Origin of the sequence: Streptomyces sp. NPDC001744, from assembly GCF_042892575.1 — a bacterium.
Lineage (GTDB): Bacteria > Actinomycetota > Actinomycetes > Streptomycetales > Streptomycetaceae > Streptomyces.
The window spans coordinates 25,210-51,819 of sequence record NZ_JBIAUG010000008.1 but is presented as its reverse complement, the minus strand read 5'-3'; the positions used below and the strand labels follow the sequence as shown (position 1 = coordinate 51,819).

The following is a 26,610-nucleotide window of genomic DNA, read 5'->3' as shown; positions in this document are numbered from 1 at the left end:
GTCCCGGACCGCTCCGTCCCGCCCCGTACCGTGTCGTCCTGTCCGGCCCGGGGGTCCTTCGCTCGGCGGTCCTTCGCTCAGCGGCACATCTCTCAGCGGCGCTTCCCTCAGCGGTCCTTCGGATCGAGCAGCCAGAGGCCGAGCACCACCAGGAAGGACAGGACGAGGAAGCCCGCACTCCACCAGGCGGTGCCGGTGTCGCCCGACATCCACTCGCCCGCCACGATCCTCAGGCCCCAGAGCCGACCGACGACGACCGAGGGCGCGAGCACGAGACGGGCGGTCGGTTTCGAGGAGCGCTCGGGCTCCCGCTCCCCTCCCGCGCCCGGCCCCGGCCCGGGGTGCCGGATCCGGGAATCGCCGTAGTCGCTGGTGGGCCGGATCCGCGGACAGCGCTCGCGCAGGGGGCGGTTCAGCCGGGGCCGGACACTGCCCGGGGTGTACGGGGGCCGGGGCGGCTCCCCGGACCGCCGGGGACGGCGCCCCGGAAAGCACCGGACCCGCCCTCCGGTGTGCCTCGGCCCGTCCGTTCTGATGTGCTGGGACCCATGACAGCACCCTTCCGTCCGCTCGCCGCCCGCTCCCGCGAGGAGTCGCACCGGGCTTCCACGCCCCTGGAACTCCTCTTCGACCTGTGCTTCGTCGTCGCCGTCGCCCAGGCGGGCGCCGAGCTGGTGCACGCGGTGGCCGGGGGGCACGCCGGCGAGGGCATCGCCGACTACGCCATGATCTTCTTCGCCATCTGGTGGGCCTGGATGAACTTCTCCTGGTTCGCCTCCGCCTACGACAACGACGACGTGCTCTACCGGGTCGTCACCCTCGTCCAGATCGCCGGCGTGCTCGTCCTCGCCGCCGGCGTCTCGCGCGCCTTCGAGGAACACGACTTCCTCGTCGTCTACCTCGGCTACGTCGTGATGCGCCTCGCCATGGTCTCGCAGTGGCTGCGCGCCGCCCACCACGCCACCGACCCGGCCGAGCGGACGATGTGCCACCGGTACGCGGGCGGGGTCCTCGCCGTCCAGGTCGGCTGGCTCGCGCTGGTCCTCGCGCCCGAACCCGCACGCCCGTGGGTCTTCCTGGTCATGGCGCTCGCCGAGATGGCCGTGCCCGTGTACGCGGAGAGGGCCGTCCCCAGCACCTGGCATCCCCGTCACATCGCCGAGCGGTACGGCCTGTTCACCATCATCGTGCTCGGCGAGACCATCGCCGCCGCGACCGTCGCCGTGAAGTCCGGCGTCGTCGAGAACGACGCCCTGGACGAACTGCTGCCGATCGCCGTCGGCGGCCTGCTGCTCGTCTTCGCCGCCTGGTGGATCTACTTCGTCGTACCCGCCCACGACCGGCTGACCTCCAGCCGCCAGGGCTTCCTGTGGGGCTACGGCCACTACGTGATCTTCGCGTCGGCCGCAGCGGTCGGGGCGGGCCTGGAGATCGCCGTCGAACAGGCCGTGGGCGAGGCCCCCCTTTCGACGCTCGCCGCCTCCGCCGCGGTGACGATCCCGGCGGCCCTCTTCCTGCTGTCGGTGTGGCTGTTGCACGCCCGCTACTTCAAGGTCGGCATCGCCCAGCAGTCGGTCCTGCCGGTCGCGGCGTTCGCGATCCTGATGTGTTCGTTCGCGGGCCGCTGGGCCGTCCTCGCGGCCGGTCTGGTCGCGGCGGCGGCCGTCGCGACCGGGGTCGCCCTGACCGCCCGGAACCCGGCGACCCGTTCCACGGAAGCCTGACCGCGGCGCCGGGCCCCGTGGTAGGCAAGGGGCATGACACTCCCCGGGCGGGCGGACGGCCAGGACGCGATCACCGATGTGGACGGGCTGCGCGTGGGGCACGCGCGCGTGGCCGGGCCCGGGGCGCTGAGCGGGACCACGGTGGTCCTCGCGCCGGAGGGCGGGGCGGTCGCCGCCGTGGACGTGCGGGGCGGCGGGCCGGGCACGCGGGAGACGGACGCCCTGGACCCCCGGAACGTGGTCCGGCGGATCGACGCGGTCGTCCTGACCGGCGGCAGCGCGTACGGCCTGGACTCCGCCTCCGGGGTGACGGCCTGGCTGGCGGAGCGGCACCGGGGCGTCCGGGTGGGGCCCGACCCGTCCCACGTGGTGCCGGTGGTGCCCGCCGCGTGCCTCTTCGACCTGGGCCGGGGCGGCGACTTCGCGGCCCGGCCCGGTGCGGCGACGGGCCGGGCGGCGGCGGAGGCGGCCGACGCGAGCGGCGACCGCGCGCCCGTGGCGACGGGCGCGGTCGGCGCGGGCACCGGGGCCGTCGTCGGCGGCCTGCGGGGCGGCGTCGGGACGGCGAGCACGGTCCTGGCGTCCGGCGTCACGGTCGGCGCGCTGGTCGTGGTGAACGCGGTCGGTTCGGCCGTGGACCCGTCCACGGGCGTCCCGTACGGGAGTTACTTCGAGGACGGGCGGCCCGTCTTCCCGGACCCGGAGGTGCACGAGGCGGCGCGACGGCGCCTCGCGGAGGCCCGGACGACGTCCGCCCCGCCCCCGCTGAACACCACGCTCGCCGTGGTCGCGACGGACGCCCCGCTGACCCGCGCGCAGGCGCGGAAGGTCGCGGGCACGGCGCACGACGGCATCGCGCGCGCCGTCCGGCCGGCGCACCTGATGAACGACGGGGACACGGTCTTCGCCCTCGCCACCGGAGCCCGGGAACCGGCGGGCGAGCCGGACCCGCTCGCCCTGAACGAGATCCTGGCGGCGGGCGCGGACCTGGTGACCCGGGCGATCGTCCGCGCGCTGCTCGCGGCCCCCGCCGGACCGCGCGGTCCCGGTGGGGACTTCCCCTCGTACCGGGAGCTGTACGGGCCCGGGGCGGACCCGCGTTCCCTTTAGGCCCGGGGGAGTTGGGGCCGGAGGCGGGAACTCCGGCCTTTCTCCGCCCGTTCTGCCGGAACCCGGACACGATGTCAGTCCCAGGGACTACGTTGAGCAAGCACCGAGTGACATGCGGCGACGGCCTGGAGACCCTCTTGAACGATCCGCAGGATCTTCCCGATCCGTACGAGACGACCGAGACGCACATCGAGCGGCTTCTCGGCCGGGCACTCAACTCCTTCGACCTGCCCGACTCGACCGTCGAGCGCCTCGGCACGGCGCTCGCGCACTCCAGCACGCCGCACTCCTCGCACCACAGCGCGTCGCTGCACCGCACGATCCACCGCCACACGTACCTGCTCGCCGACGGCAGCACGCTCAGTCTCTGGGAGCTCGCGCACGTCGCGGGCCGGGACGGCACCGAGCGGCACGAGCTGTACGTGCGGGAGGCGGACGCCCGGCTCGCCGCCTCCCGTCTGCCGTACGGAACGCCGCCGGGCCGCCCGGCGGAGCCCGCCGGCGGACGGATTCCCGGCGAGGACGACGGCTTCGAACCGCTGGACGTCCTGCCCGACCGCCCGGTACCCGCCCCGCCGAGGACGTACGTGCCGGACGACTCCGCCGACCACGCGCGCCGTGTCCTGCGGCGCGCGGAGAACGCGGACCGGCCGGGCGGGGCGGTGGCCCGCCGTCTCCGGCTGGCCTTCGCGCACCACATCACCCAGGCGTTCGGGCGCCGCTGCCCGGTGGAGGGCGGCCGGGAGGCCGGCTTCACCCTCTACGAGCACCAGTTCCTGCTGCTCGACGGCAGCGAGGTCAGCCTCTGGGAGGTCGAGCACACGGCGACCCCCGACGGCCGTCACATGTGCGAGGTGTACGAGGACGAGGACACGGCCCGGAGGGCGATGGAGTCCCGCGCCCGGGTGCGCTGACGCGGACGGCGCGGCGGGCCCCGGCGGGTACGGCGAAGGGCCCCGGCCCCGGGACTCCTCCCGGGGCCGGGGCCCTTCGCGCGGCGGCTCAGCGCGCGAGCGCCGGCTCCTTCTCGACGACGGCGGTGCCGCCGTCCCCGCCGACGCCGTCGTCACCCTCGCCGCCGCCCTCCAGGTGCTGCTTCGGCTTCGCGGGCAGTGCGAACATCACCAGGAAGATCACGGCGAGCACGCCCGCGACCCAGCCCATCGCGTTCCGGAAGGCGTCCGTGAAGGCCGCGCCCGTCTCCGCCGGGGCCTTGGCGAGGCGCTCGTCGTCGATCACGCCGAAGAAGACGACCGACACCAGGCCGAGACCGAGCGCGTTGCCCATCTGCGTGGTCGTGTTGATCAGGCCCGAGGCCGAACCGGCGTGCTCGCGCGGGACCTCCGAGAGGACCGCGTCCGTCAGCGGCGCCACGATCAGGCCCATGCCGAGACCCATGACGACCAGCGGCGGGATCATCTGCCAGGACGTGATCGCGGTCCCGTACCGGCCGGCCTCGAAGAGGTAGAGCAGGACGCCCGCCGCCATGGTCAGGGCACCCGTCTGGAGCACCTTCCGGCCGAAGCGCGGCACCAGCTTCTGCACCGAGAGGCCGGCGGCCGTCGAGACCGCGACCGAGAACGGCACGCCGGTGAGGCCCGCCCGCAGCGCGCTCCAGCCGAGCCCGACCTGCATGTAGAGCGTCCAGACCAGGAAGAAGATGCCCATCACGACGCCGAAGGTGAGCTGCACCGCGACGCCGGCCGCGAAGCTCTTCACCCGGAACAGCGACAGCTCGACGAGCGGCGAACCGTCCCTGCGCGTCTTGTGCCTCTCGTACGCGACGAGGAGGGCGAAGACGACGAGGCTGCCGGCCATCATCAGGTGGCCCCACAGCGGCCAGTCCAGCTCGCGGCCGCGCGTCAGCGGGTAGATCAGCATGAGCAGCGCGACCGTCACCAGGAGCACGCCGACCAGGTCGAGGCGGAGCGCCTTCGGCGCCTTCGACTCGATGATGAACTTCCGGCCCAGGAGCAGGCCCGCGATGCCGACCGGCAGGTTGATGAGGAAGATCGGGCGCCACTCCAGGCCCGCGACGTTCCCCTGGGTGAGCAGAGCGCCGAGGAGCGGTCCGGAGACCGCGCCGAGGCCCACGATCGCGCCGAAGAGGCCGAAGACCTTGCCGCGTTCGTGCGCCGGGAAGGTGACGTGGACGATCGACAGGACCTGCGGCACCATCATCGCGGCCGCCGCGCCCTGGAGGAGGCGGGAGCCGACCAGCATCTCCTGGTTGGCCGCGAAACCGCAGAGCGCCGAGGCGAGGGTGAAGCCGGCGGTGCCGAGGAGGAAGAGGCGCTTGCGGCCGTAGATGTCGCCGAGCCGTCCGCCGGTGATCAGCCCGGCGGCGAACGCGAGCGCGTACCCGGCGGTGATCCACTGGATGGCCCCGAAGGAGGCGCCGAGGTCCCGTTCGATGCTGGGGATCGCGATGTTGACGATCGTGGCGTCGACCAGGTCCATGAAGGCGGCGGTCATGACGATGGCGAGGGCGATCCAGCGCCGCCGGTCGCCCGGGTCGGCGGGGACCGGGGCGGTGGCGGCCGGGGCGGTGGGAGCCGTGCCGGCGGGGCCCGTGCCGGTGGGGGCCGCCGCGTCCGTGACGGCGTCGTGTGAACTCATACGAAGGAAGATAGGAGGTATGTAGGTCGGATCATGTCCTAGATCGGGCGCATCCTGGACGGCATGACGGACACCCCGGCACGGCTCCTGAACCTGCTCTCGCTCCTCCAGACTCCGCGCGAGTGGCCCGGGAGCGAACTCGCCGAACGGCTCTCGGTCTCCCCGCGCACCATCCGCCGGGACGTCGACCGGCTCCGCGCCCTCGGCTATCCGGTCGAGGCGACCATGGGCGCGGTGGGCGGCTACCGGCTCGTCGCCGGCACGGCCCTGCCGCCGCTGCTCCTCGACGACGAGGAGGCCGTCGCGATCGCGGTCGGGCTGCGCGCCGGGGCCGGGCACGCCATCGAGGGCGTGGAGGAGGCGTCCGTACGGGCCCTGGCGAAGCTGGAGCAGGTCCTGCCCGCGCGCCTCCGGCACCGGGTCTCCACGCTCCAGAACGCGACGATCCCGCTGACCCGGGGCGACGGCGCGACGGTCACGCCCGCCACCCTGACCGCGCTCGCGGGCGCGGTCACCGGACGGGAGAAGCTGCGCTTCGGCTACCGGGCGGGGGACGGGGCCGAGTCGAAGCGGCTGGTGGAGCCCTACCGGCTCGTCTCCACCGGGCGCCGCTGGTACCTCGTCGCGTACGACCTGGGCCGCGAGGACTGGCGCACCTTCCGGGTGGACCGGGTGAGCGACCCGCTGGCCACCGGGGCCCGGTTCGGCCCGCGCGAGCTGCCCGGGGGCGACGCGGCGCAGCTGCTGGCCGGTTCGATCTCGCGCGCGCAGCCGGAGCTGGACCTGGACGTCTCCTTCGAGGCGCCCGCCGACTTCGTGACGGCCCGCCTCCCGTCCCACCTGGTTCCCGTCGCGACGGGACCGGCCGCCTGCCGGCTGCGCGCCCGCTCCACGGACTCCGTCGAGTGGCTGGCCCTGCGCCTGGCCCTGGTCGAGTCCCCCTTCACCGTCCACGGCCCGGAGCCCCTGCGCGCGTACGTGGAGGACCTGGCGGGGCGCCTGGCGGCGGCGGCGCGCACGTGAGCACCCCGGGGGCCCGTGTCCGGGCTCCCGTCCGGGGGACGAGGCGGGGCCGGAACGCGGCCGGGTCCGGCCGCGCGGCCGTCCTAGGCCACCGCGTCGAAGCCCGTGTCGCGGGCCATCTTCTTCAGTTCCAGGAGGGCGTGCTTCTCGATCTGGCGGATGCGCTCACGGGTCAGTCCGTGCTCCTTGCCGACCTCGGTCAGGGTCCGCTCGCGCCCGTCCTCGATGCCGTACCGCATGCGGATGATCGAGGCCGTGCGGTGGTCCAGCTTGGCGATCAGGTCGTCCAGCTCCTCGCTGCGCAGCAGCGTGAGCACCGACTGCTCCGGCGAGACCGCCGACGTGTCCTCCAGGAGGTCGCCGAACTGGGTCTCGCCCTCGTCGTCCACCGCCATGTTCAGCGAGACCGGGTCCCGGGCCCAGTCCATGACGTCGACGACCCGCTCGGGCGTCGAGCCGAGTTCGGCGGCGATCTCCGCGGGCTCGGGATCGCGCCCGTTCTCCCGGTTGAACTCGCGCTGCACGCGCCGGATCCGCCCCAGCTCCTCCACCAGGTGGACGGGGAGCCGGATGGTGCGGGACTGGTCGGCGATGGAGCGGGTGATGGCCTGCCGGATCCACCAGGTCGCGTACGTGGAGAACTTGAAGCCCTTGGCGTAGTCGAACTTCTCGACCGCGCGCACCAGGCCCGCGTTCCCCTCCTGGATCAGGTCGAGCAGCGGGAGCCCGCTGCGCGGGTAGCGCCGGGCGACGGCCACCACGAGCCGCAGGTTGGACTTGATGAAGAGGTCCTTGGCCCGCTCGCCCTCGGCGACCAGCGCTTCGAGCTCCTCACGGGTCGCTCCGCCGGCCTCGCTCTCGACCTCCTTGTCCAGGATCTGCCGGGCGTACACGCCGGCCTCGATCGTCTGGGAGAGCTCGACCTCCCTGGCGGCGTCGAGCAGGGGCGTGCGCGCGATCTCGTCGAGGTACATGCCGACCAGGTCGCGATCGGCGATCTCCCCGCCCACGGCGCGAACGCTGCTTGCCCGGCCGGCCCCGCTCGCGGCGGAGGTCTTGCGGCGGGCAACGGCACGGGTTGCCATGCGTGCTCCCTTGCTTGCTGAGTAGGTCACGACACTCTTTCGGGTGCCCTGTATCCGTGGGAAACAACGACTGGAATCAGGACAGAATTCCCACCCGCCCCATGAAATCTCGCGATCATGCAGTATCCTGCGCGGCTTCCGCACCGTCCGGTGGAGTGCCCGTACCCACGGACGCGCTGGTCAGGCCGGTCCCGAGGGGTGGTGCGGCATCCTCGGCGCGAGCCCCGTCCCCACCGCCGGTGAGATCGCGATCACATCCGGTGGCACTCCTTCAGACGCGTCGCGGGGGTACGGGGTTGCCCGCCCGGACGTGTGTCCGGGTCCGGCGGGGGACACGGTCCCAGGACCGCCGGGCCCGGGACCTACTTCCGGCGGCCCCCGGAAGTAGGTCCCGGGCCCGTTCCGCCCCGCCCCTCCCCCGCCCTACCGTCGCCCCCATGACCGACCGCCCCGAGACCGGCACGACCGGCACCACCGACCGCGCGGGCGCCACCGGCGCCCCCGACGCCACCGGCACCCTCGACGAGGCCCTGGAGCGGCTCCACGCCTCCGGACCCGAGCGTGGTGGCTGGCTGAGCAACCACGCCCCGATGGCCGTCGAGGCGCTCGTCCGCCACGGGCGGGCGTCCGCCGTGCACCGCTGGCTGGACCAGTACGAGGACAGGCTGGAGGAGCTCCCGCCCCCGCACGCCCCCGTGACGGCGGACACCTGGCGCGAGGCGCTCGGCGACCCCGCCCGGATCACCGACTGGACCCTGTTCTTCGCGCGGGAGCTGGAGGAGCGCCCCTGGCGCGGGGTCCTGGCCGAGTGGTGGCCCCGCCTCCTGCCCGGGATCGCGGCCGGGGCGACGCATCCGGTGATCCGCACCGGGCACGCCGTACGGACCCTCCTGGCGTCCCCGGAAGGGGGCGGGGTAAGCGGTCCGCGCCGCACCGAGCTGGCCCACGCCCTCGGCTACTGGGCCGCCCGCCACCAGCCGCTCCCGCCGCTCACCGCGCTGCCCGCCGCGCCGACGGCGGCCGCGGCGCTGGACTCCGTGCCCCCGGTCCCGGACCAGGACGGCGGGATCAGGCACCGGCTCGCGCAGCTGACGGCGCTCCCGGCGTGGGGCGCGGCCCCGGACCCGGACACGGCGAAGGAGCTGCTCGGGGAGCTGGTGACGGCGGCGACGCACCGGTACGCGACCCACGGGTACGGCGAGCCGGTCATGCTGGTGCACGCGGCGACCGCGCCGAACGCGGTCCTGCGCGCCCTGCCCGCGCTCCCCCGGGAGCTGTGGGCGCCGAGCCTGGCGGCGGCCTGGGCGGCGTCGGCCGCGGTGACCGCCGCGTACACCCCGGTGGAGGCCGCCCCGTACGAGAAGGTCCCGCTGACCCCCGAGGAGGTCTTCGCGCGGGCGGCGGAGCACGGCGACGACCACACGATCAAGTTCACGGACACGGCGCTCGACGTGGGCGGGCCGCTCGCCCTGGCGGCCGCCCTCCGTTCGGTCGAGCTGAATCCGCCCGCCTCCTGAGGGCGGTCAGCCGAACTGCACGGACCGCTTGGCCAGCCCCATCCAGAAGCCGTCGATCACCGACCGCTCCGCGTCGAGGTCGCCGGCCGCGTCCGCCGCGCCCAGGGTCACGAAGAGCGGGGCGAAGTGTTCGGTGCGGGGGTGGGCGAGGTGCCCGGCGGGCGACTTGTCCGTGAAGTCGAGGAGGGCGTCGACGTCCCGTGCGGCCAGGGCCTCGCGCCCCCAGGAGTCGAACTCGGCGGACCAGGCGGGCACCCCGCCCCCGGGGTGCCGGAGCGCGGCGAGGTTGTGGGTGAAGAAGCCGCTGCCGACGATCAGGACGCCCTCGTCGCGCAGCGGGGCGAGCCTGCGCCCGACGTCCATGAGCCGGCGCGGGTCGAGCGTGGGCAGGGAGATCTGGAGCACGGGGACGTCGGCGTCCGGGTACATCTCGACGAGCGGGACGTACGCGCCGTGGTCGAGGCCCCGGTCGGGCATGTCCTGCACGGGCGTGCCGGGCGCGCGGAGCAGCTTGCGGACGCTCTCGGCGAGCGCCGGCGCGCCGGGGGCGCCGTACCGCACGCGGTAGTAGTGCTCGGGGAAGCCCCAGAAGTCGTACACCAGCGGCACGGTCGCGGTGGCGCCGAGCGCGAGCGGGGCCTCCTCCCAGTGGGCGGAGACGACCAGGATCGCCCTCGGGCGCGGCAGGGCGGCGGCCCAGGCGGCCAGTTCGCCGGGCCAGAGCGGGTCGTCGGCGAGCGGCGGGGCCCCGTGGGACAGGTAGAGGGCGGGCATCCGTTCCAGCGTGGCGTCCATGGCGGCCACCTCCGACTTCCGACAGGGTTCCGATGTGTTCCGGGTGTTCCGGGTGTTCCGGCGCGCCGCGGCGGGTCCGGATGCCTTCCGGCGCGTTTCCGCGCGCTCCGGTCCGCCGCGCCGTGATGCTTGAAAGTTCAAGCTCACCGCGGGAGCAGCTTAGATCGATATAGTTCAACTTTCAAGGATGAGTCGTACGATGGGGCCATGGGAGACACGACCGAACCCCGCTGGCTCACCGACGAGGAGCACCGCGTCTGGCGCGCCTACCTCCACGCCACCACGCTCCTGGAGGACCACCTCGACCGCCAGCTCCAGCGCGACGCCGGAATGCCGCACCTCTACTACGGCCTGCTCGTCCGGCTCTCCCAGGCGCCCCGCCGCAGGCTGCGGATGACCGAACTGGCCAAGGACGCCAAGATCACCCGCTCCCGGCTCTCCCACGCGGTGGCCCGGCTGGAGAAGAACGGCTGGGTGCGGCGCGAGGACTGCCCCTCCGACAAGCGCGGCCAGTTCGCCCGGCTCACGGACGAGGGCATGGAGATCCTCCGCCGGAACGCCCCCGGCCACGTGGCGGCCGTGCGCCAGGCCCTCTTCGACCGGCTCTCCCCGGAACAGGTGGGGCAGCTCGGCGCGATCATGCGGGTGATGGCCGAGGGGCTGGAACCCGCGGACCCGGACGCGGACCTGCCCTGGCTCCGCTGAGGAAGCGGAGCCGGGGCGGGGGCGCGACGGACCGGGAGCGGCGGGCCCGGGGCCGGGGACCGGTGGCCCCGGACCCGGAGCCGGAGCCGACGGGCTCCGTGGTCCGGGGCCCCGGGACCGGGGTCAGTGGGCCAGGACCGGGACCCTCACCTCGTCACCGGCGTCCGCGCCGGACCCGGCGGCCGCGCCGTTCTCCGGCTTCCCGGGGGTGAGGAACACGAAGGCGATCACGGCCGAGACGGCCAGGATGCCGACCGCCCACCAGATGGCCGCCGCGTACCCCTCGACCATGCCCTGGAGCTGGAGCAGCCTCCGGGCGGCCGGGGTGGTGGCGCCGGCCGCGTGGTCGACCAGGTAGGCGGTGGTCGCCGAGGCGGCGATCGTGTTCAGCAGGGCCGTACCGATGGCGCCGCCGACCTGCTGCGAGGTGTTGACCATCGCGGAGGCCACACCGGCGTCCTTCGGGTCCACGCCCTGCGTCGCGAGCGACATGGCCGGCATGAACGCCGTGCCCATGCCCAGGCCGAGCAGCAGCTGCGCGGGCAGGATCAGACCGGCGTACGAGGTGCCGATCTCCAGCCGCGTCAGGAGCAGCATGCCGACGGCGGCGGTCAGGAAGCCCGGGGCCATCAGCAGGCGCGGCGGGACGCGGGTCATCAGGCGCGCGCCGATCTGGGTCGAGCCCGTGATCATGCCGACGATCATCGGCAGGAACGCGAAGCCCGTCCTGACCGGCGAGTACCCCTCCACGACCTGCAGGTAGTACGTCAGGAAGAGGAACAGGCCGAACATCGCGATGACCGCGAGGCCGAGCGACAGGTAGACGCCGCCGCGGTCGCGGTCGGCCAGGACGCGCAGCGGGAGCAGCGGCGACTTCACGCGCGCCTCGGTGAGCACGAACGCCAGGAGCAGGACGGCGGAGCCGGCGAAGAGCCCGACCGTGCCGGTGTCGCCCCAGCCCTCGGACTCGGCGCGGGTGAAGCCGTACACGAGCGCGACCAGACCCAGGGTGGACAGGACGACGCCGGGGACGTCGAGCGCGGAGCGGTTGCGGCCGCCCGCGGGCTCGCGGACGACGAGGTACGCGCCGACGGCGGCGACCACGGCGAACGGGATGTTGACGAAGAAGGTCCAGCGCCAGTTCAGGTACTCGGTGAGGAAGCCGCCGAGGATCAGGCCCACGGCACCGCCGCCGCCGGCGATCGCGCCGAAGATGCCGAACGCCTTGGCGCGCTCCTTGGCGTCGGTGAAGGTCACGGCGAGCAGCGAGAGCGCGGCGGGCGCGAGGAGCGCGCCGAAGGCGCCCTGGAGCGCGCGGGCCCCGAGCATCATGACCTCGCTGTTCGCGGCCCCGCCGAGGGCGGAGGCGGCGGCGAAACCGGCGAGGCCGACGACGAAGGCGCGCTTGCGCCCCCACAGGTCGGCGACGCGCCCGCCGAAGAGGAGCAGCCCGCCGAAGGCGAGGGCGTAGGCGGTGATGACCCACTGCCGGTTGCCGTCCGAGATCCCGAGGTCCCGCTGGGCGGAGGGCAGGGCGATGTTCACGATCGTCGCGTCGAGGACGACCATGAGCTGGGCGAGGGCGATGAAGACGAGCGCTTTCCAGCGTCCGGGGTCGGTCCCGGGCGGGGCGCTCGGGGCGGTGTCGGCGATTTTCGGCATGGGTGGGGCCACCTCTTGGCGCGTACGGGTACGTGAGGGAGGAAAAGGGCGTACGGGAACTCGGGACCGCGCCCGGAGGGCTGCGGACCCGGGGGTCTGTGGGTCTGTGGGTCTGTGGGTCTGTGGGTCTGTGGGTCTGCGGACCCGCGGGTCTGTGGATCCGCGGGTCCGCAGGCTGCGGGTCTACGGATCTACGGGTTCATGGGCATGCGGTCCCGGGGGCCCGTGGGACGGGAGGTCCGGCGGGCACGGGCCCGGGGGCGGGGTCGTGACGGTCAGGAGCCGTGCCTGAGGCCCTCCAGGGTCGCGGCCGTCCCGGGCAGTTCGGAGCGCGCGGGCGCCTCCAGGCCGTCCAGGAACAGCTGCAGGTGACGGTGGACGAACGGGGCGAAGGTGCCGCACCCCGTTCCCGGCAGCGGGCGGGTGAGCTGGGAGAGGGCCACCATCAGGTCGCCGACGCCGATGTCGGGGCGGAGCCGGCCGGCCCGCTGCGCCCGCTCCACGAGCCCCCGGACGGCCTCCTCCAGCCGCTCGCCCCCGGCCTTCAGGTCGGGGTGCTCCCGGTCGAAGGCGTCGTCGAGCATCGGGCAGAGGGCTCCGACGCGCTCCTCGGCGGCGGCGTGGACGAAGCGGCGGAGGGCGGCGAAGGCGTCGCCCTCCTCGGCGGCGGCCCGCTCGGCGAGCGCGGTGACGCGGGCCATGATCGAGAGGACGACCTCGTGGACGAGGTCGGCGCGTTCGGGGAAGTTCCGGTAGAGCGTGGCGTTCCCGACGCCCGCGCGGCGCGCGACCTCGTCGTACGGCACCTGGGGGCCGGACTCGACGAACATCTCGCGGGCCGCCGTGACGATCCGCTCGCGGTTGCGCAGGGCGTCCGCCCTCGGCCGGGGCGTCCGGCGGACGGACGGGGCACGGGTGGCGCCGGTACCGGCGGTGGCGTCGGCGGTCCTGGTCACGTCATGTCCTCCTCGGCCTCACCGGGGAATTCTTCCCCACTTCGCTGAACACAGAGTGGAACGGGGAATCGCTCCCCGGTTATTTCCCCTCCCTCTTGTGACCCCAGTCACACATGCCTCGTTTCACGGAATACCCACGATCGGGTCACCCGGCGCGCGCACCCGCACCACCCGTCACAGGCTGATCGCACAGCGCGAAACCCCTCCGCGCGCGACGGGGATTCGACCGCCGACCTGCCCCCACCGGAGAGGCGACCGCATGCAGCATCCCCGACGACGGATACGCAGACCCGTCGCCCTGGCGGCGACCGCGGCGCTCTCCCTCGGCCTGCTCACCTCCGCGAGCACCACCCTGCGCAGGCCCGCCCCGGCCTCGGCGGGGCCCGTGGCCACCGCGCCGGACAACGTCCGGCTGGCGCCGTGCCGCATCGCCACGACGATGGGCGTGCAGATGTCGGAGGGGCTGCCCACGGCCCCCGGGTACGTGCGCTCCACGGGCCTCGTCAGGGCCCTCAACCTGATGATCGACTTCCCGGACGCCACCGGGGACGGCACGGCGATGGGCCGCTTCCGCGAGTTCTTCCCGCAGACCGCCGAGTGGTTCCGCACCAGCTCGTACGGCCGCCTGCACTACAAGGCCGAGGCGCCGATACCCGACTGGCTGCGGATGCCCCGGACGTTCTCCTCGTACGGGATCGGGCGCGGCTCCCCGTACGAACCCGGCTACCGCGCCCTCGTCGAGGACATCGTGAAGGCCGCCGACCCGCGCGTGGACTTCAGCGCGTACGACCTGGTGAACGTCCTGGTCACCCCGAACGCGGGCCCCTCCGCCCTCGACACCGTCCTGTCCGTGACCTTCTCCGGCAACGACGAGGCCCCGTACGCCGACGGCGTGCCGCTCGCCAACGCGTCCTTCGTCTACAGCCGCCAGGACGACGGCTCCGGCAGCTTCGCGGAGACCGGCTACCGGGTCCTGCCGCACGAGAACGGGCACGTCTTCGGCCTGCCCGACCTCTACACCCCGGACGGCGGCGGCACCGTCGGGCACTGGGACATCATGTCCGAGGACTGGGGGGCCAACAACGACTTCCTCGGCTGGCACAAGTGGAAGCTGGGCTGGCTCGACAACGGCCAGGTCGGCTGCGCCTCCGGCACCGGCACCGCCGACTACACGCTGACCCCGCTGGCGGACGCCGGCGGCCCCAAGCTCGTGTTCGTCCCGCTCTCCGGCACCTCGGGGTACGCGGTCGAGGTGCGCGCCGGGGGCGGCAACGACGAGGCGGTGTGCGAGCGGGGCGTCCTCGTCTACCGGGTCGAGTCGGACGTGGACACCGGCCACGGCCCGGTGACCGTGGCCGACAGCGAGCGGGCCAGCGGCGGCTGCACGCGCCGCGCCAACGTCCACGCGGAGCTGTCGGACGCGCCGTACGGCCCCGGCGAGACCTTCACGGACCGCGCGAACGGCATCAGGATCACGGTCCTGGACGAGGACGAGGGCGGCACGTACCGGGTCCGCGTCACCCGGAACTGAGCGCTTCCGCGCCTTCGGACCGGGAGGCCGGCCGGGGCGCCCGGGCGGCCGGCGCGTCCGCCGCCGGCCGTCCGGGCGGCGGGCCGCCCCGTGGTCAGGCCCGGACGTCGAGGACGTACTTGCCCGTGGACGCCCGGGTCTCCAGGAGTTCGTGGGCGCGGGCCACCCCGGCCAGCGGCAGGACGGTCACGTCCACGCGGACGCCGCCCTTGGCGACCTCCGACAGGGCCTGCTCCATGTGGGCGCGGAGCAGCCGCGGCGCGCGGCCGGCGACGCCGCCCAGGTTGTATCCGGCGAGGGAGCTGTTGGTGTACCAGGGGTGGTTGCCCTCGAAGGTGACGTCCTCGGCCGCCGCGTTGCCGAAGACGACGTGGCGGCCGAAGGCGGCCAGGAGGCCGGTCACGGAGGACCGGAACGCGCCGCCGACGGAGTCCAGGACCAGGTCCGCGCCCGCGCCGCCGGTGCGCTCGGCGACCTCGCCCTCCAGCTCCTCGTACAGGACGACGCCGTCGTAGCCGAAGCCGCGCGCGTACTCCGCCTTGGCGGGGGAGCTCGTCGCGCCGATGACCGTGCCCGCGCCGAGCGAGCGGGCGAGCTGCGCCGCGGCCGTGCCGACGCCGCCCGCCGCGGCGAGGACCACCACGGTCTCCCCCGCGGCGAGGTGGCCGGCGGAGGTGAGCACGCCGAGGGCGGTGGTGACGTTGCACAGGGCACCGGCCGCGAGGGCCCCGTCCAGGTCGGCGAGTTCGCCGTCGAGGCGGACGGCGTGCTCGGCGCCGACGGCGACCACCTCGGCGTTGCCGCCGCCGCCCAGGGTGAGCGCGGCCACCCGGTCACCGGGCTCGAAGCCGGTGACGCCCTCGCCCACGGCGCGGACCGTGCCGACCGCCTCCAGGCCGGGGAAGTGCGGCAGGTCGACCGGGAACTGTCCGCGGCGGAACATCACTTCGGCGAAGTTCACGCCCGCGTGACGGACGTCGACGGTGATCTGGCCGGCCCCGGGCCCGGGCGCGTCGGTCTCGGCGACGGTGAGGACGGACGGGGCGCCGAAGGCGTCGAAGCGGACGGCGCGCATGCGGCCGCCGGAGAGCGGGGCGGTCGGGGCGGTCGGGGCGGTGTTCGTCATCGGATTCCCGTCTGGCTGAGGAGGGTGGTGGGGCCGTGGCCGGTGAGCAACCGGGTCTCGTCCGGGCAGAGGCCGGCGACCGTACGGAGGGAGTCCGCCATGCTCGCGGGGCTCGCGGTCGGCGCGTCCGCGCGTCCCGGGCCGTCCGCGAGCAGGGTGTCGCCGGTGGCGAGCAGCGGGGCGTCGCCGCCCTCGAAGCGGAACATCACCGAGCCGCTGGTGTGTCCGGGCGTGTGCAGCACCGTGACGGTGCCGGTGGAGAAGGTCAGTTCCCCTCCTCCTTCGGGGAGTTCGGCGACCTCGTCGGGCTCCCGGTCGGGGTGCCCGACGAGCAGTTCGCGGGGGAACGAGTCGGGCAGACCCCTGGCGGGGGCGCCGAGCTGGTAGCGGTCGGCCGGGTGGATCCAGGCCGGGACGCCGTAGTGCCGGGCGAGCGGCACGGCGTCCCAGGTGTGGTCCATGTGGCCGTGCGTGATCAGGATCGCCTCGGGTTCGAGGCGGTGGGCGCGGACGGCCCGCAGGACCGCCTCGCGGGAGTCGTGTCCGGGGTCGACGAGGAGGCAGGGGTTCCCCGGCCCGGCGGCGACGATGTGGACGTTCGTTCCGAACTTGCCGGTGGCTGCGGACAGTACGAGCATGACGCGACTCTGACCGAGCCTTCGGTCATATGTCAATTACCGTAGCTGTCGCAGAACCCTGCCTCACATCTGATCTATAGTGACGGGGCCGAAGGGCCGCCCGCACCCGCGGACGGCGTCCGGCGTCCGCAGTTCCGCCGTCCCGTCAGGGGGTTCGCCCGTGAAGGCCATCGCCATCCAGCGCTACGGAGGTCCGGAGGTCCTGGAGCTCATGGACCTCCCCGAGCCGCGCCTCGGCCCGGACGTCGTGCTCGTCCGGGTCCGGTACGCCGGCGTCAACCCCGCCGACTGGAAGATCCGCGAGGGCTACATCGACGACTGGTTCGAGTCCCACTTCCCCCTGGTGATGGGCTGCGACCTGTCCGGCGTCGTCGAGCGGGTCGGCCTCGGCGTCACCGAGTTCGCCCCCGGGGACGAGGTCGTCGGCTACGTCCGCGCCGACCACATGCAGCGCGGCACGTACGGCGAACTCGTGGCCGCGCCCGTCCGGACCCTCGCGCACCGGCCCCCCTCCCTCGACGCGCGGGAGGCGGCCGGACTGCCGGCCGCCGGCCTCACCGCGTACCAGGCGCTCCGCCGCCACCTGGAGATCACCGCCGGCGACGTGCTGCTCGTCCACGCGGCGGCCGGCGGGGTCGGCTCGCTCGCCGTTCAGATCGGTCGCGCCCTCGGCGCCCGCGTCATCGGTACGGCCGGCGAGCGCAACCACGACTTCCTGCGGTCGCTCGGCGCGGAGCCGGTGACCTACGGCCCCGGCCTCGCCGACCGGGTGCGCGCCTCGGCCCCGGAGGGCGTCGACGCCGTCCTCGACCTCATGGGCGGGGACACCCTGGCCGGTTCGCCGGCGCTGCTGCGACCGGGCGGACGGCTCGCCTCCGTCTCCGGCGACGTGACGGAACTCGGCGGGCGCTACGTGTTCGTCCGCCCCGACCCGGTCGACCTGGCCGAGCTGGTGGCGATGGCGGACCGCGGCGAGGTGAGGGTCCACGTGAGCGCCGAGTTCCCGCTCGCCGAAGCGGCCCGCGCCCATGAACTCGTGCAAACCGGCCATGTGCGCGGCAAGGTCGTCCTCGCGGTCGAAACGGCTTGAAACCGCGCTTCCCGTCGACCGGAGAGCAAACGTCCGGGCTCCGTACGGGAAGCGTCCGGCCCCCTCCACCGACGAGGAGAACCACACCCCATCTGCCGAGAAAAGAAGGGCCGTCCCTGCCGGGGCGGCCCTTTTCCGTGCCCCCGAGGACTCCGGGGCCACTCTTCAGCGAATCTTCAGTGGCTCTCAAGCGGGCCCCGCGTGAGGCCCCGGTCCACCTTCCCGTCATTCGCAGATGAAACCCCAGAGGCGACTGCGAGGCTTGATTCATGCCCTTCCAGGGGCAGTTGAAGCAGACTCACGGACGAACGGAACCGGGCATGACCCTTGCTGAGCAGGAGCCGGCGGAAGCCGCCCCGGCCGCCGAACTCGCCTACCAGCGTCCTGTGGACCGCGTCCTGGTGCACCGCCGGGCCGTGATGGAGGTGTTCGTCACCGACGCCGTGCGGCACGGCGACGACTCCTTCGCCGTGGCCGTCCAGGCGCCCCGCGCGCACGGCTACTACAACGACCACACCCAGCGGCCCGCGCTGCTCGACCCGCTGTTCCTCCTGGAGGCGGCCCGCCAGGCCGTCACCGTCGTGGCGCACCGGTGGCTGGACGTCACGTACGACACCTCCTTCCTGATCAGCGACTGGACCACCGAGTTCACCGACCTCGCGGCGCTGCGGGCCCGCGGCGACGCCCCGGACGAACTCGTCGTCGAGGTCACCGCCCGCGACCTCAAGCGGCGCGGCGCCCGGCTCCTGGCCGCCACCCTCGACTGCGCGTTCCTGGTGGGCGGCCGGCGGGCCGGGACGAGCACCGTCGTGGCCGGGTACCTCAGCCGCGACGGCTACGGCGCCCACCGGGCGAAGACCCGCGGCTCCGTCCCGCCGCTCTCCTCCGACCTGCCGGCCACCCGCACCGGCACCCCCGTCGCCCCCGCCCTGGTGGGCCGCGAACGGACCGAGAACGTCGTCCTCACGGACGTGACGCGCGATCCCGACGGCACGACCGCGCTGCGCGCCGTGCTCGACGTCCCCGTGCGGCACGCGGCCATGTACGACCACCCCCTGGACCACGTGCCGGCGATGGCCCTGATGGAGGCGGCGCGCCAGGCCGCGGTCCTCGCCTCGGGCGGGCCCGGCGAGCTGCGGTACGCCCGCGCCTTCGACGCCACGTTCCGCCGCTTCGTGGAACTGGACAGCCCGGTCACGGTCTCCGTCGCGCCCCGCGCCGGCGAGCGCTTCACCGTCGACTTCCTCCAGGACGGGGAGTCGCTCTGCACGGCCGAGGTCCGGGTCGCGGCCCTCCCCGCGCCCGGCGCGGACGGCGCCCCCGCGGCACCCGGCACGGACGGCAGGTGACGACCCGTGCGACTGGAATCCCCCCTGGGCCTCTCGGCGACGGCCTGGTACCCGGACGGCCTCCAGACGGCCGAAGAGGCCGTGGCCGCCGGTGACGTCGACGCCCGGACCGCCCGCGAACTCGGCTACACCTCCCTCCCGGTCAGCGAGGACACCGCGCCGCCGGACATGGCCGTCGAGGCCGCGAACCGGCTCTTCGAACTCTCCGGCGCCCGGCCCGACCAGCTCTCCCTCGTCCTGCACGCGAGCGTCCACCACCAGGGCCACGACGCCTGGTCCGCCCCGCACTACATCGCCCGCAGGATCGGCGCCGACCGCGCCGTGCCGATCGGGCTGCTCCAGCAGTGCAACGGCGGCGCCATCGGCGTCGAACTGGCCGCGAGCCGGCTCCAGGGAGACCCGGCCGCCGGCCCCGCCCTGGTCACCACCGCCGACCGCTTCCTGATGCCGAGCTGGCACCGTTGGCGCAGCGACTACGGGATGGCGGCCGGCGACGCGGCCACCGCCGTCCTCGTGCACCGCACCGGTCCCGCGGCGGAACCGGGCTCGGCGCACGCCTTCCCCCCCGACCTGCTGCTGCACGCCCTCTCGACCCGGACGGCCTCCGAACTGGAGGTGATGCACCGCGGCGACGACGAACTGAACGCGACGCCGATGGGGCACGGTCCGATGATCGACGTGCGGCGCACCAAGCGCGCCTTCATCAAGGCGTACGGCGTCGAGTTCTTCGTCAAGACGGCCGCCGACCGCATCCGCGCCGTCGTCGAGGAGTGCCTGGCGGACGCCGGGCTCACCGGCGACGACCCGCGGCTGCACTACGCCGTCATCCCCCGCCTGGGCACCAAGGCGATGAACGAGGCGTACGTCCCGCCGCTGACGGAGGTCACCTCCGCGCAGGTGCTCGACCTGGGCCGGACCACCGGACACGTGGGGGCGGGCGACCTGAACGCCTCCCTCGCCGACCTGGCCCGCTCGGACCTGCTGAGGCCGGGGGCCCACGCCCTCGTGCTCAACGGTGGCGGCGGCTTCACCTTCACCGCGGCCGTGGTCAGCCGGCGCTGACCCCCGCGGCACGCCCCGCACCGAGCCACGACCCGTACCGGTCCCCACTGATCCACACCGATCCGCACCGATCCGCACCGATCCGCATTCCAAGGAGAACCGTCATGTCCGCACACCAGGACCGCCTCTTCGCCCTCGTCTCCGAGAAGCTCGGCGTGCCCGCCGAGGAGCTCGACACCGCCTCCACCTTCGACCGCCTCGACCTGGACTCGCTCGCCCTGATCGAGCTCAGCGTCATCGTCCAGAAGGAGTTCGGCGTCCAGATCGACGAGACGGCGCTGACCCCGGAGAACACCTTCGCCGACGTCCTCGCCGAGATCGACGCCAAGGCCGCGGTGGCCTGATGAGCGGCATACCGACGCAGCGCCCGGAGGGGCGCGCCAAACGCTTCGACGTGGCGGTCACCGGCGTCGGCCTGGTCACCCCGGCCGGCCTCGGCGTCGAGGCCAACTTCGCGCGGGTCTGGTCGGGCGAGTCCACCGCGGCCGTCGATCCGGACCTGGCCGGCCTGCCGGTCGACTTCGCCTGTCGCGTACCGGACTTCGACGCGGGCGCCCTGCTCGGGCGGCGCAGTGCCGTCCGCATGGACCCGATCAGCCACTTCGGCGTGGTCGCCGCCCGGCAGGCGGTCGAGGACGCCGGACTCGACCCGGCCGCCTGGGACGGCGCCCGCGTCGGCGTGGTGGTCGGCACCTCCCTCGGTGGCTGGTCCACCGTCGAGCGCGAGCACGGCAAGCACCTCGAGGACGGGCCCGGGTTCGTCTCACCGCTGCTGATGGTGATGGGCCCGGTCAACATGACCGCCGGCTACATCGCCATGGACCTCAAGGCGCTCGGCCCCAACCAGGTCGTGTCGACCGCCTGCGCCTCCGGCAACACGGCGATCGGATACGCCCGCGCGCTCCTGGAGTCCGGGGTCTGCGACGTCGTCCTGGCCGGCGGTGCCGAGGCCGCGATGTCCCCGACCGCCATGGCCAGCCTCGCCCGGGCCGGCGCGCTGTCCACCCGGCGCGACGACCCGGCGTCGGCCTCCCGCCCCTTCGACGCCGAACGCGACGGGTTCGTCGCCGGTGAGGGCGCGGCCATGCTGGTCCTGGAGCGGATGGAGGACGCGCGGGCGCGCGGCGCCCGCGTCAGGGCCCGGGTCTCCGGCTTCGGCGCCTCGGCCGACGGCCACCACGCGTCGGCGCCCGACCCGACCGGCGGCGGCGCCGAGCGGGCCGTCAGGGCCGCGCTCGCCGACGCCCTGGTCGACGTCTCCGAGGTCGACCACGTCAACGCGCACGGCACGTCGACCCCGCTCAACGACATCACCGAGGCGGGGATGCTCCGCCGGGTCTTCGGCGAGAAGCCCGCCGTCACCTCCACCAAGGGGGTCGTCGGTCACCTGCTGGGCGCCGCCGGGGCGGCCGAGGCGGTGTACACGGTGCTCGCCGTGGAGCGGCGGCTCGTCCCGCCGACGGCCAACCTGAGCAGCCTGGACCCGGGCATCGGGGTGGACGTGGTGGCCAAGGAGGCCCGGCCGATGGAGATCGGCGCGGCGGTCAACGACTCGTTCGGCTTCGGCGGCCAGAACGCGGTGATCGTGGTGACGCCGGCATGACCGCGCCTCCCGGCCCCTCCGGCGGCCCGGTCCCCTCGGGCCGCTCCGTCCTCGTCACCGGCGGCAACCGCGGCATCGGTCTGGCCGTCGCCCGCTCGCTCGCCGCGCGCGGCGACCGGGTGGCCGTCACGTACCGCACCGGCGAGCCCCCGGAGGGGCTCCTCGGGGTGCGCTGCGACGTCACCGACGCGGCGCAGGTGGAACGCGCCTTCGAGGAGGTCGCGGCCGCCCACGGCGACGTGGAGGTGCTGGTCGCCAACGCCGGCGTCACCCGGGACGGGCTGCTGCTCGCCCTCGACGACGACGCCGTCGACACCGTCCTCGACACCAACCTGCGGTCGGTGATCCGGGTCGCCAAGCACGCGGCCCGGGGCATGCTCGGCGGGCGGTGGGGCCGCATGGTGCTGATCTCCTCGGCCGTGGCGTTCACCGGCTCGCCCGGCCAGACGAACTACACCGCCGCCAAGGCCGGCCTCGTCGGTCTCGCCCGCTCCCTCGCCTGGGAGCTGGGCGGCCGCGGCATCACCGTCAACGTCGTCGCCCCCGGGCTCGTCGAGACGGACATGCTGCGCGGGGTACGGCCGGCCCGCATGGACCAGTACCTGGCGATGACGCCGCTGGGCCGGGCCGGCACCGCCGACGAGGTGGCCGCCGCCGTGCGGTTCCTCACCGGCGAGGAGGCCTCGTACATCACCGGCGCCGTGCTGCCGGTCAGCGGTGGGCTCGGCATGGGTCACTGAGGCCCCGTGCCGCCCGCGCCCACCACCATTCACCAAGCCCAGGGAAGGTAAACCATGCCCGTCGGTGTCCTGTCGATCGGCTCCCACATCCCCGACAAGGTGGTCGACAACCAGCAGATCAGCGCCTGGACGGGGATGCCCGAGTCCTGGGTGACCGAGCGGACCGGCGTCCTCACCCGGCGGTACGCCGAGCCCGGCACGACCACGTCCGACCTGGCCCTGCACGCGGCCCGGGAGGCGCTGGAGGGCGTTCCGGACGAGGTCCGCGAGGGGCTGGGCGCGCTGATCGTGGCGACCAGCACCCCGGACGTGCCGCAGCCGTCGACCGCGGCGATCCTCCAGCACAAACTGGGGCTCTCCACCCTGCCCGCCTTCGACGTCAACGCCGTCTGCAGCGGCTTCCTCTACGGCCTCTCGGTCGCCGAGGGGCTGCTGAGGGCGGGCCGCACCGGGAAGCACGTGCTCCTGGTCGGCGCCGACATGTTCTCCACGATCATGGACAGGTCCGACCGGCGCACGGTGAGCCTGTTCGGCGACGGCGCGGGCGCGGTCCTGCTCGGCGAGGTGCCCGAGGGCTACGGCCTGCAGTCGGTGCACCTGGTCACGGACGGGGAGTTCCACCACTACGTGGGGGTGGAGGGCGGCGGCACCCGGACCCCGCTCGACGCCGAGGCCCGCGCGGCCGGCAAGCACTACTTCCGGATGGACGGCCGCGCGGTGCGCGACTACGCCCTCGCGGTGCTGGCCAAGCTGACCGCCCGGACGCTCGACGAATGCGGGCTCGCCCTGGAGGACGTCGACCGGTTCGTCTTCCACCAGGCCAACACCCGGCTCCTGGAGACCTTCGTCGCGGACGCCGGCATCGATCCCGACCGGGTCGCGTACACCGCGCCGCGGCTGGGCAACACGGTCGCCGCCTCGGTGCCGCTCACCCTGCACGCCACGCACCGGGAGCGGCCGCTGAAGCGCGGCGAGCGGATCCTGATGGCGTCGGTCGGCGGCGGCATGACCGCGGGCGCGGCCCTTCTGACCTGGTACTGACGGCTCGACCCGACGCGCCGACGCGCCGGCGCGGCTTCCGCGCCGGCGCGTCGCCCCCGTACACACACCACACGCAGCACCGGATGGAGGAGCCATGAGGCTCGACGGACAGACGGCCGTCATCACTGGCGGCACACGGGGCCTGGGGCGGGCCATCGCCGAGGCGTTCCTGGAGGAGGGCGCCTCGGTCGTGGTCGCCGCGCGCAACCCGTACGACATCGAGGAGCTCGCCGACGACCACGGCGACCGGCTGCTCTTCCACCCCACCGACGTCACCGACGAGACCTCGGTGGCCGGTCTGGTCGGGGCCGCGGTCGAGAGGTTCGGCGGCGTCGACGTCCTCGTCAACAACGCGGGGGTCAGCCGCGACGGCAAGATCGCCCGCCTGTCGGTGGCCGACTGGAACACCACGCTCGCCACCAACCTGACCGGCGTCTTCCTCTGCACGCGCGCGGTGATCGCCCCGATGGCCGCCCGGCGCGAAGCGACCGGCGTCGGCGGCCGCATCATCAACGTGTCGTCCTGCGTGGCCGGCCGGGCGGCGATCGGCGCCGCCGCCTACAGCGCGAGCAAGGCCGCCGTGGAGATGTTCACCCGGACCTCCGCCGTCGAGCTCGCCCCCAAGGGCATCACCGTCAACTGCCTTTCGCCCGGCTACATCGACGAGGGCATGGGCAAGGAGCTGGCCTCCAACGAGCGTGCCTGGGAGAGCTACCGCGGCCGTCTGCTGTCGGGGCGCCTCGGCCGTCCCGCCGAGGTCGGGGCGACCGCCGTGTTCCTCGCCTCGCAGGACAGCTCGTACGTCAACGGCAGCGTGGTCGAGGTCAACGGGGGCCTGATGTGGGCGGCCTGACGGACGTACGGGCGAACCGGCCCGTCCTCGTCGTCGGCGCCGGCCCGGTCGGCCTGGTCGTCGCGTGCGAACTGCTCCAGCAGGGCGTCCCGGTGCGCGTCGTGGACGCCGGCCGCGGACACACCGCGCACTCCCGCGCGAACGTCGTCTGGCCGCGCAACCTCGAACTCCTCGACCGGATCGGGGTCACCGAGGAGCTGCTCGACACGGGCCACCGCCTCGCGGGCACCGCGTTCTACTCCCGCGGCCGCCGCCTGGCGACCGCCTGGATGAGCAGACTGCCCGACTCCCCCTACCCGTTCGCGCTCACCCTCGCGCAGAGCGACACCGAGGGGGTGCTGCGCCGGCGGCTCGCCGCCCTCGGCGGAACCGTCGAGCAGGGCGTCCGGCTCACCGCTCTCGACAACGCGGCGGACGGTCCCGCCGTCACACTGGAGCACGAGGACGGCCGGACCGAGGAGGTGGAGCCGGCCTGGCTCGTCGGCGCGGACGGGGCGCACAGCACCGTCCGCAAGGAGCTGGGCATCGGCTACGACGGCCCGCCGGTCGACGTGTCGTTCGCGATCACCGACGCCCGGCTGACCACCACCCTCTCCGAGGACCTGTCGCACTACTGCTACGCGCCGAGCGGCGCCATGGTGCTCGGCCCGATGGGCGGCGGCGTGCACCGCATCGCGCTGAACGTGCCGCACGACGCGTACGACGAGGACAACCCGCCGCCCCGCGAGATGTTCCAGCAGGTCGTCGACGACCGGGCGGCCGGCCGCAGCCGCGTCGAGGAACTGCTGTGGAGCGGGTCCTTCCGGGTGCGGGTCAGGATCGCCTCCGCCTTCCGCAGCGGCCGCTGCTTCCTCGCGGGCGACGCGGCCCATGTGATCAGCCCGGCCGGCGGCCAGGGCATGAACACCGGCATGCAGGACGCGTTCAACCTGGCGTGGAAGCTGTCCGGCGTCCTCCGGGGGGAGTTCGGCGAGGCGATCCTCGACTCGTACGACTCCGAGCGGCGCACCGTCTCGCACGAGGTGGCCCGTTCGACGGCGCTGCTGACCAAGGCGGGCCTGGTCGACACGCCCGCGAAGGTCGCGCTGCGGGACGCCGCGTTCACGGTGGCAGACCGGACCGGCCTCTTCCAGCGCAGGTTCGCCCCGCAGCTGAGCCAGACGGACGTCAGTTACGACGGCGACCGCCATCCCCGGATGCCGCTGCGGGTCTCGTCGGGCCCCGTCGCCGCTCCGGGCGGGCCGGCCGCCGGCCGCGGGCCCGCCGCCCCGCGGCTCGACGGCGGCGGCTGGCCGACGATCGACCGGGACCGGCACACCGTGCTGCTGTGGCCCGGTACGCGGACCCCGCCGGAGGACTGGCGGCGGACCAGCGACCGGGTCCGCCGGGAGCTTCCCGACGGCACCCCGGTCCTCGACCTGACCCGGGCCGTCCCCCGGGGCCTGGCGCGGGCGCTCGGTCCGCGGCCCGCCGTGGCGGTCGTGCGCCCGGACGGCCACCTGCTCGCGCGGATCGACCCCCGGGACCCCCGGGGCACCACACGACTGCTCACCCGAGCGGCACACCCCAGGAGCCGGTCTTGACCACGTCCCCCGCCCTCCCGCCCCTCACCACCGGCCACTCCCGTCCGGTCGTGGCGTTCTTCGACGCCGACGAGACGCTCGTCGCCATGAAGACGCCGTTCTCGCTGCTGCGGCACCGGATGAAACGGGAGGGCGACGTCACCGGGGCCGCGTACGAGCGGCTGGTCGAGCCGCTGCGGCGGATGGCCTCGAAGGGCGTGACGCCGGTCGAGGTGGTGTCCAGGTTCTACGAGCTGTTCGCCGGCGTCCCCTGGGACGACGTGGTCGCCGAGGCGCGGGAGTGGTACGCCCATCTGCGCGAGCGCGGGGCGCCGTTCATCGAGCCGACGGTCGCCCGGCTGCGCGCCCACCAGGAGGCGGGCCACCACACCGTGGTCATCTCCGGCTCCTGGCCGGCGACGCTCCACCCGATCACCGACGACCTGGGCGTCGACCTGGTCCTGTGCACGGAACCGGAGCTGGACGCGGACCGGCGCATGACGGGGGCGATCCGGCACGCGATGTTCGGCCCGGCGAAGGCGGACGCGGTCCGGGAGGCGCTGGCGAAGTTCGGCGCGGACCCGGCCGACTGCCACGCGTACGGCGACGACCCGGGGGACCTGACCATGCTGAGCATGGTGGGCCACCCGACGGTCGTCGGCGAGAACCCGCGGATGACGGCCCACGCGGCCGAGCGGGGCTGGCCGGTCCTCCCGGCCACCCTGACGGCCGGGACGCACCGCCAGCCGGTGTAGCCGCCGGACGGACGCGAAGGGGCGCCGCGGACGGGGCGCCCCTTCGGTACGTGCCGCGCGGAGG

General features: G+C 74.3%; 25 protein-coding genes. 17 read left to right on the top strand and 8 right to left on the bottom strand.

Features of this window, described 5'->3' with window-relative positions; genetic code table 11:
* Window positions 1-107 precede the first annotated feature (107 nt).
* Window positions 108-536: a hypothetical protein gene (locus tag ACFYZY_RS12135; RefSeq protein WP_388692873.1), complete on the bottom strand. Its 429-nt coding sequence runs from the start codon at window positions 534-536 to the stop codon at window positions 108-110.
* 12 nt (window positions 537-548) lie between these two features.
* Here ACFYZY_RS12135 and ACFYZY_RS12130 point away from each other — a divergent pair, with 12 nt between their 5' ends.
* From ACFYZY_RS12130 to ACFYZY_RS12120, 3 genes are all read left to right on the top strand, one after another.
* Window positions 549-1,724: a low temperature requirement protein A gene (locus ACFYZY_RS12130; RefSeq protein ID WP_388692569.1), complete on the top strand. Its 1,176-nt coding sequence runs from the start codon at window positions 549-551 to the stop codon at window positions 1,722-1,724.
* 33 nt (window positions 1,725-1,757) lie between these two features.
* Window positions 1,758-2,834, top strand: coding sequence for a P1 family peptidase (locus ACFYZY_RS12125; RefSeq protein ID WP_388692568.1), 1,077 nt, complete (start codon window positions 1,758-1,760; stop codon window positions 2,832-2,834).
* Window positions 2,835-2,971: 137 nt separating this feature from the next.
* Complete coding sequence (locus ACFYZY_RS12120; protein WP_388692566.1) at window positions 2,972-3,748, top strand: DUF6227 family protein; 777 nt, start codon at window positions 2,972-2,974, stop codon at window positions 3,746-3,748.
* Window positions 3,749-3,836: 88 nt separating this feature from the next.
* On the opposite strand, the gene ACFYZY_RS12115 is transcribed toward ACFYZY_RS12120, so the two are convergent.
* Window positions 3,837-5,453, bottom strand: a complete 1,617-nt coding sequence (locus tag ACFYZY_RS12115; RefSeq protein WP_388692564.1) for an MFS transporter — start codon at window positions 5,451-5,453, stop codon at window positions 3,837-3,839.
* 63 nt (window positions 5,454-5,516) lie between these two features.
* Here ACFYZY_RS12115 and ACFYZY_RS12110 point away from each other — a divergent pair, with 63 nt between their 5' ends.
* A complete protein-coding gene (locus ACFYZY_RS12110) occupies window positions 5,517-6,476 on the top strand; it encodes a helix-turn-helix transcriptional regulator (protein ID WP_388692562.1) in 960 nt (319 codons plus the stop codon).
* Window positions 6,477-6,559: 83 nt separating this feature from the next.
* Here the strand turns inward: ACFYZY_RS12110 and ACFYZY_RS12105 are convergent, their stop codons facing one another.
* Window positions 6,560-7,561 carry an RNA polymerase sigma factor RpoD/SigA gene (locus tag ACFYZY_RS12105; RefSeq protein ID WP_388692560.1) on the bottom strand — a complete coding sequence of 334 codons (1,002 nt, stop codon included), beginning with the start codon at window positions 7,559-7,561 and terminating at the stop codon, window positions 6,560-6,562.
* 437 nt (window positions 7,562-7,998) lie between these two features.
* Between ACFYZY_RS12105 and ACFYZY_RS12100 the strand changes: the two genes are divergently transcribed.
* Window positions 7,999-9,078 (top strand): questin oxidase family protein, encoded by a 1,080-nt coding sequence (locus ACFYZY_RS12100; RefSeq protein ID WP_388692558.1) that lies wholly within the window; start codon window positions 7,999-8,001, stop codon window positions 9,076-9,078.
* 6 nt (window positions 9,079-9,084) lie between these two features.
* Here the strand turns inward: ACFYZY_RS12100 and ACFYZY_RS12095 are convergent, their stop codons facing one another.
* The gene (locus tag ACFYZY_RS12095) at window positions 9,085-9,873 is read right to left on the bottom strand and encodes a dioxygenase (protein ID WP_388692556.1); all 789 of its coding nucleotides are present in this window, start codon (window positions 9,871-9,873) and stop codon (window positions 9,085-9,087) included.
* Between the two features lie 207 nt (window positions 9,874-10,080).
* On the opposite strand from ACFYZY_RS12095, the gene ACFYZY_RS12090 reads away from it, so the two are divergent.
* On the top strand, window positions 10,081-10,578 hold the full coding sequence (locus tag ACFYZY_RS12090) for a MarR family winged helix-turn-helix transcriptional regulator (protein WP_388692554.1): 498 nt from the start codon (window positions 10,081-10,083) through the stop codon (window positions 10,576-10,578).
* Between the two features lie 123 nt (window positions 10,579-10,701).
* On the opposite strand, the gene ACFYZY_RS12085 is transcribed toward ACFYZY_RS12090, so the two are convergent.
* Both ACFYZY_RS12085 and ACFYZY_RS12080 read right to left on the bottom strand, forming a co-directional pair.
* The gene (locus ACFYZY_RS12085) at window positions 10,702-12,240 is read right to left on the bottom strand and encodes an MFS transporter (protein WP_388692552.1); all 1,539 of its coding nucleotides are present in this window, start codon (window positions 12,238-12,240) and stop codon (window positions 10,702-10,704) included.
* 275 nt (window positions 12,241-12,515) lie between these two features.
* A complete protein-coding gene (locus tag ACFYZY_RS12080; RefSeq protein ID WP_388692550.1) occupies window positions 12,516-13,196 on the bottom strand; it encodes a TetR/AcrR family transcriptional regulator in 681 nt (226 codons plus the stop codon).
* Window positions 13,197-13,455: 259 nt separating this feature from the next.
* Between ACFYZY_RS12080 and ACFYZY_RS12075 the strand changes: the two genes are divergently transcribed.
* The gene (locus ACFYZY_RS12075) at window positions 13,456-14,727 is read left to right on the top strand and encodes a M6 family metalloprotease domain-containing protein (RefSeq protein WP_388692548.1); all 1,272 of its coding nucleotides are present in this window, start codon (window positions 13,456-13,458) and stop codon (window positions 14,725-14,727) included.
* Between the two features lie 94 nt (window positions 14,728-14,821).
* Here ACFYZY_RS12075 and ACFYZY_RS12070 read toward each other — a convergent pair whose 3' ends face one another.
* Window positions 14,822-15,853 (bottom strand): zinc-binding alcohol dehydrogenase family protein, encoded by a 1,032-nt coding sequence (locus ACFYZY_RS12070; RefSeq protein ID WP_388692546.1) that lies wholly within the window; start codon window positions 15,851-15,853, stop codon window positions 14,822-14,824.
* Complete coding sequence (locus ACFYZY_RS12065; RefSeq protein WP_388692544.1) at window positions 15,850-16,491, bottom strand: MBL fold metallo-hydrolase; 642 nt, start codon at window positions 16,489-16,491, stop codon at window positions 15,850-15,852. Before ACFYZY_RS12065 ends, ACFYZY_RS12070 begins: the two co-directional genes overlap by 4 nt.
* Before the next feature lie 160 nt (window positions 16,492-16,651).
* Between ACFYZY_RS12065 and ACFYZY_RS12060 the strand changes: the two genes are divergently transcribed.
* The 10 genes from ACFYZY_RS12060 to ACFYZY_RS12015 all read left to right on the top strand — a co-directional run bounded on the left by ACFYZY_RS12060 (window position 16,652) and on the right by ACFYZY_RS12015 (window position 26,546).
* Window positions 16,652-17,581, top strand: coding sequence for an NADP-dependent oxidoreductase (locus tag ACFYZY_RS12060; RefSeq protein WP_388692542.1), 930 nt, complete (start codon window positions 16,652-16,654; stop codon window positions 17,579-17,581).
* A gap of 320 nt (window positions 17,582-17,901) precedes the next feature.
* Window positions 17,902-18,930, top strand: a complete 1,029-nt coding sequence (locus tag ACFYZY_RS12055; protein WP_388692540.1) for a ScbA/BarX family gamma-butyrolactone biosynthesis protein — start codon at window positions 17,902-17,904, stop codon at window positions 18,928-18,930.
* Window positions 18,931-18,936: 6 nt separating this feature from the next.
* On the top strand, window positions 18,937-19,992 hold the full coding sequence (locus ACFYZY_RS12050; protein WP_388692538.1) for a ketoacyl-ACP synthase III family protein: 1,056 nt from the start codon (window positions 18,937-18,939) through the stop codon (window positions 19,990-19,992).
* A 104-nt stretch (window positions 19,993-20,096) separates the two neighbouring features.
* Complete coding sequence (locus tag ACFYZY_RS12045; protein ID WP_388692536.1) at window positions 20,097-20,336, top strand: acyl carrier protein; 240 nt, start codon at window positions 20,097-20,099, stop codon at window positions 20,334-20,336.
* Window positions 20,336-21,595: a beta-ketoacyl-[acyl-carrier-protein] synthase family protein gene (locus ACFYZY_RS12040; RefSeq protein ID WP_388692534.1), complete on the top strand. Its 1,260-nt coding sequence runs from the start codon at window positions 20,336-20,338 to the stop codon at window positions 21,593-21,595. Before ACFYZY_RS12045 ends, ACFYZY_RS12040 begins: the two co-directional genes overlap by 1 nt.
* Window positions 21,592-22,335 carry an SDR family oxidoreductase gene (locus ACFYZY_RS12035; protein WP_388692533.1) on the top strand — a complete coding sequence of 248 codons (744 nt, stop codon included), beginning with the start codon at window positions 21,592-21,594 and terminating at the stop codon, window positions 22,333-22,335. The genes ACFYZY_RS12040 and ACFYZY_RS12035 overlap by 4 nt, the downstream gene beginning before the upstream one ends.
* Before the next feature lie 54 nt (window positions 22,336-22,389).
* Window positions 22,390-23,376 carry a 3-oxoacyl-ACP synthase III family protein gene (locus tag ACFYZY_RS12030; protein ID WP_388692531.1) on the top strand — a complete coding sequence of 329 codons (987 nt, stop codon included), beginning with the start codon at window positions 22,390-22,392 and terminating at the stop codon, window positions 23,374-23,376.
* A gap of 94 nt (window positions 23,377-23,470) precedes the next feature.
* Window positions 23,471-24,229, top strand: coding sequence for an SDR family NAD(P)-dependent oxidoreductase (locus tag ACFYZY_RS12025; protein ID WP_388692529.1), 759 nt, complete (start codon window positions 23,471-23,473; stop codon window positions 24,227-24,229).
* A complete protein-coding gene (locus ACFYZY_RS12020) occupies window positions 24,217-25,812 on the top strand; it encodes an FAD-dependent monooxygenase (RefSeq protein WP_388692527.1) in 1,596 nt (531 codons plus the stop codon). Before ACFYZY_RS12025 ends, ACFYZY_RS12020 begins: the two co-directional genes overlap by 13 nt.
* On the top strand, window positions 25,809-26,546 hold the full coding sequence (locus ACFYZY_RS12015) for an HAD family hydrolase (protein WP_388692525.1): 738 nt from the start codon (window positions 25,809-25,811) through the stop codon (window positions 26,544-26,546). The genes ACFYZY_RS12020 and ACFYZY_RS12015 overlap by 4 nt, the downstream gene beginning before the upstream one ends.
* The last annotated feature ends 64 nt before the right edge of the window (window positions 26,547-26,610 follow it).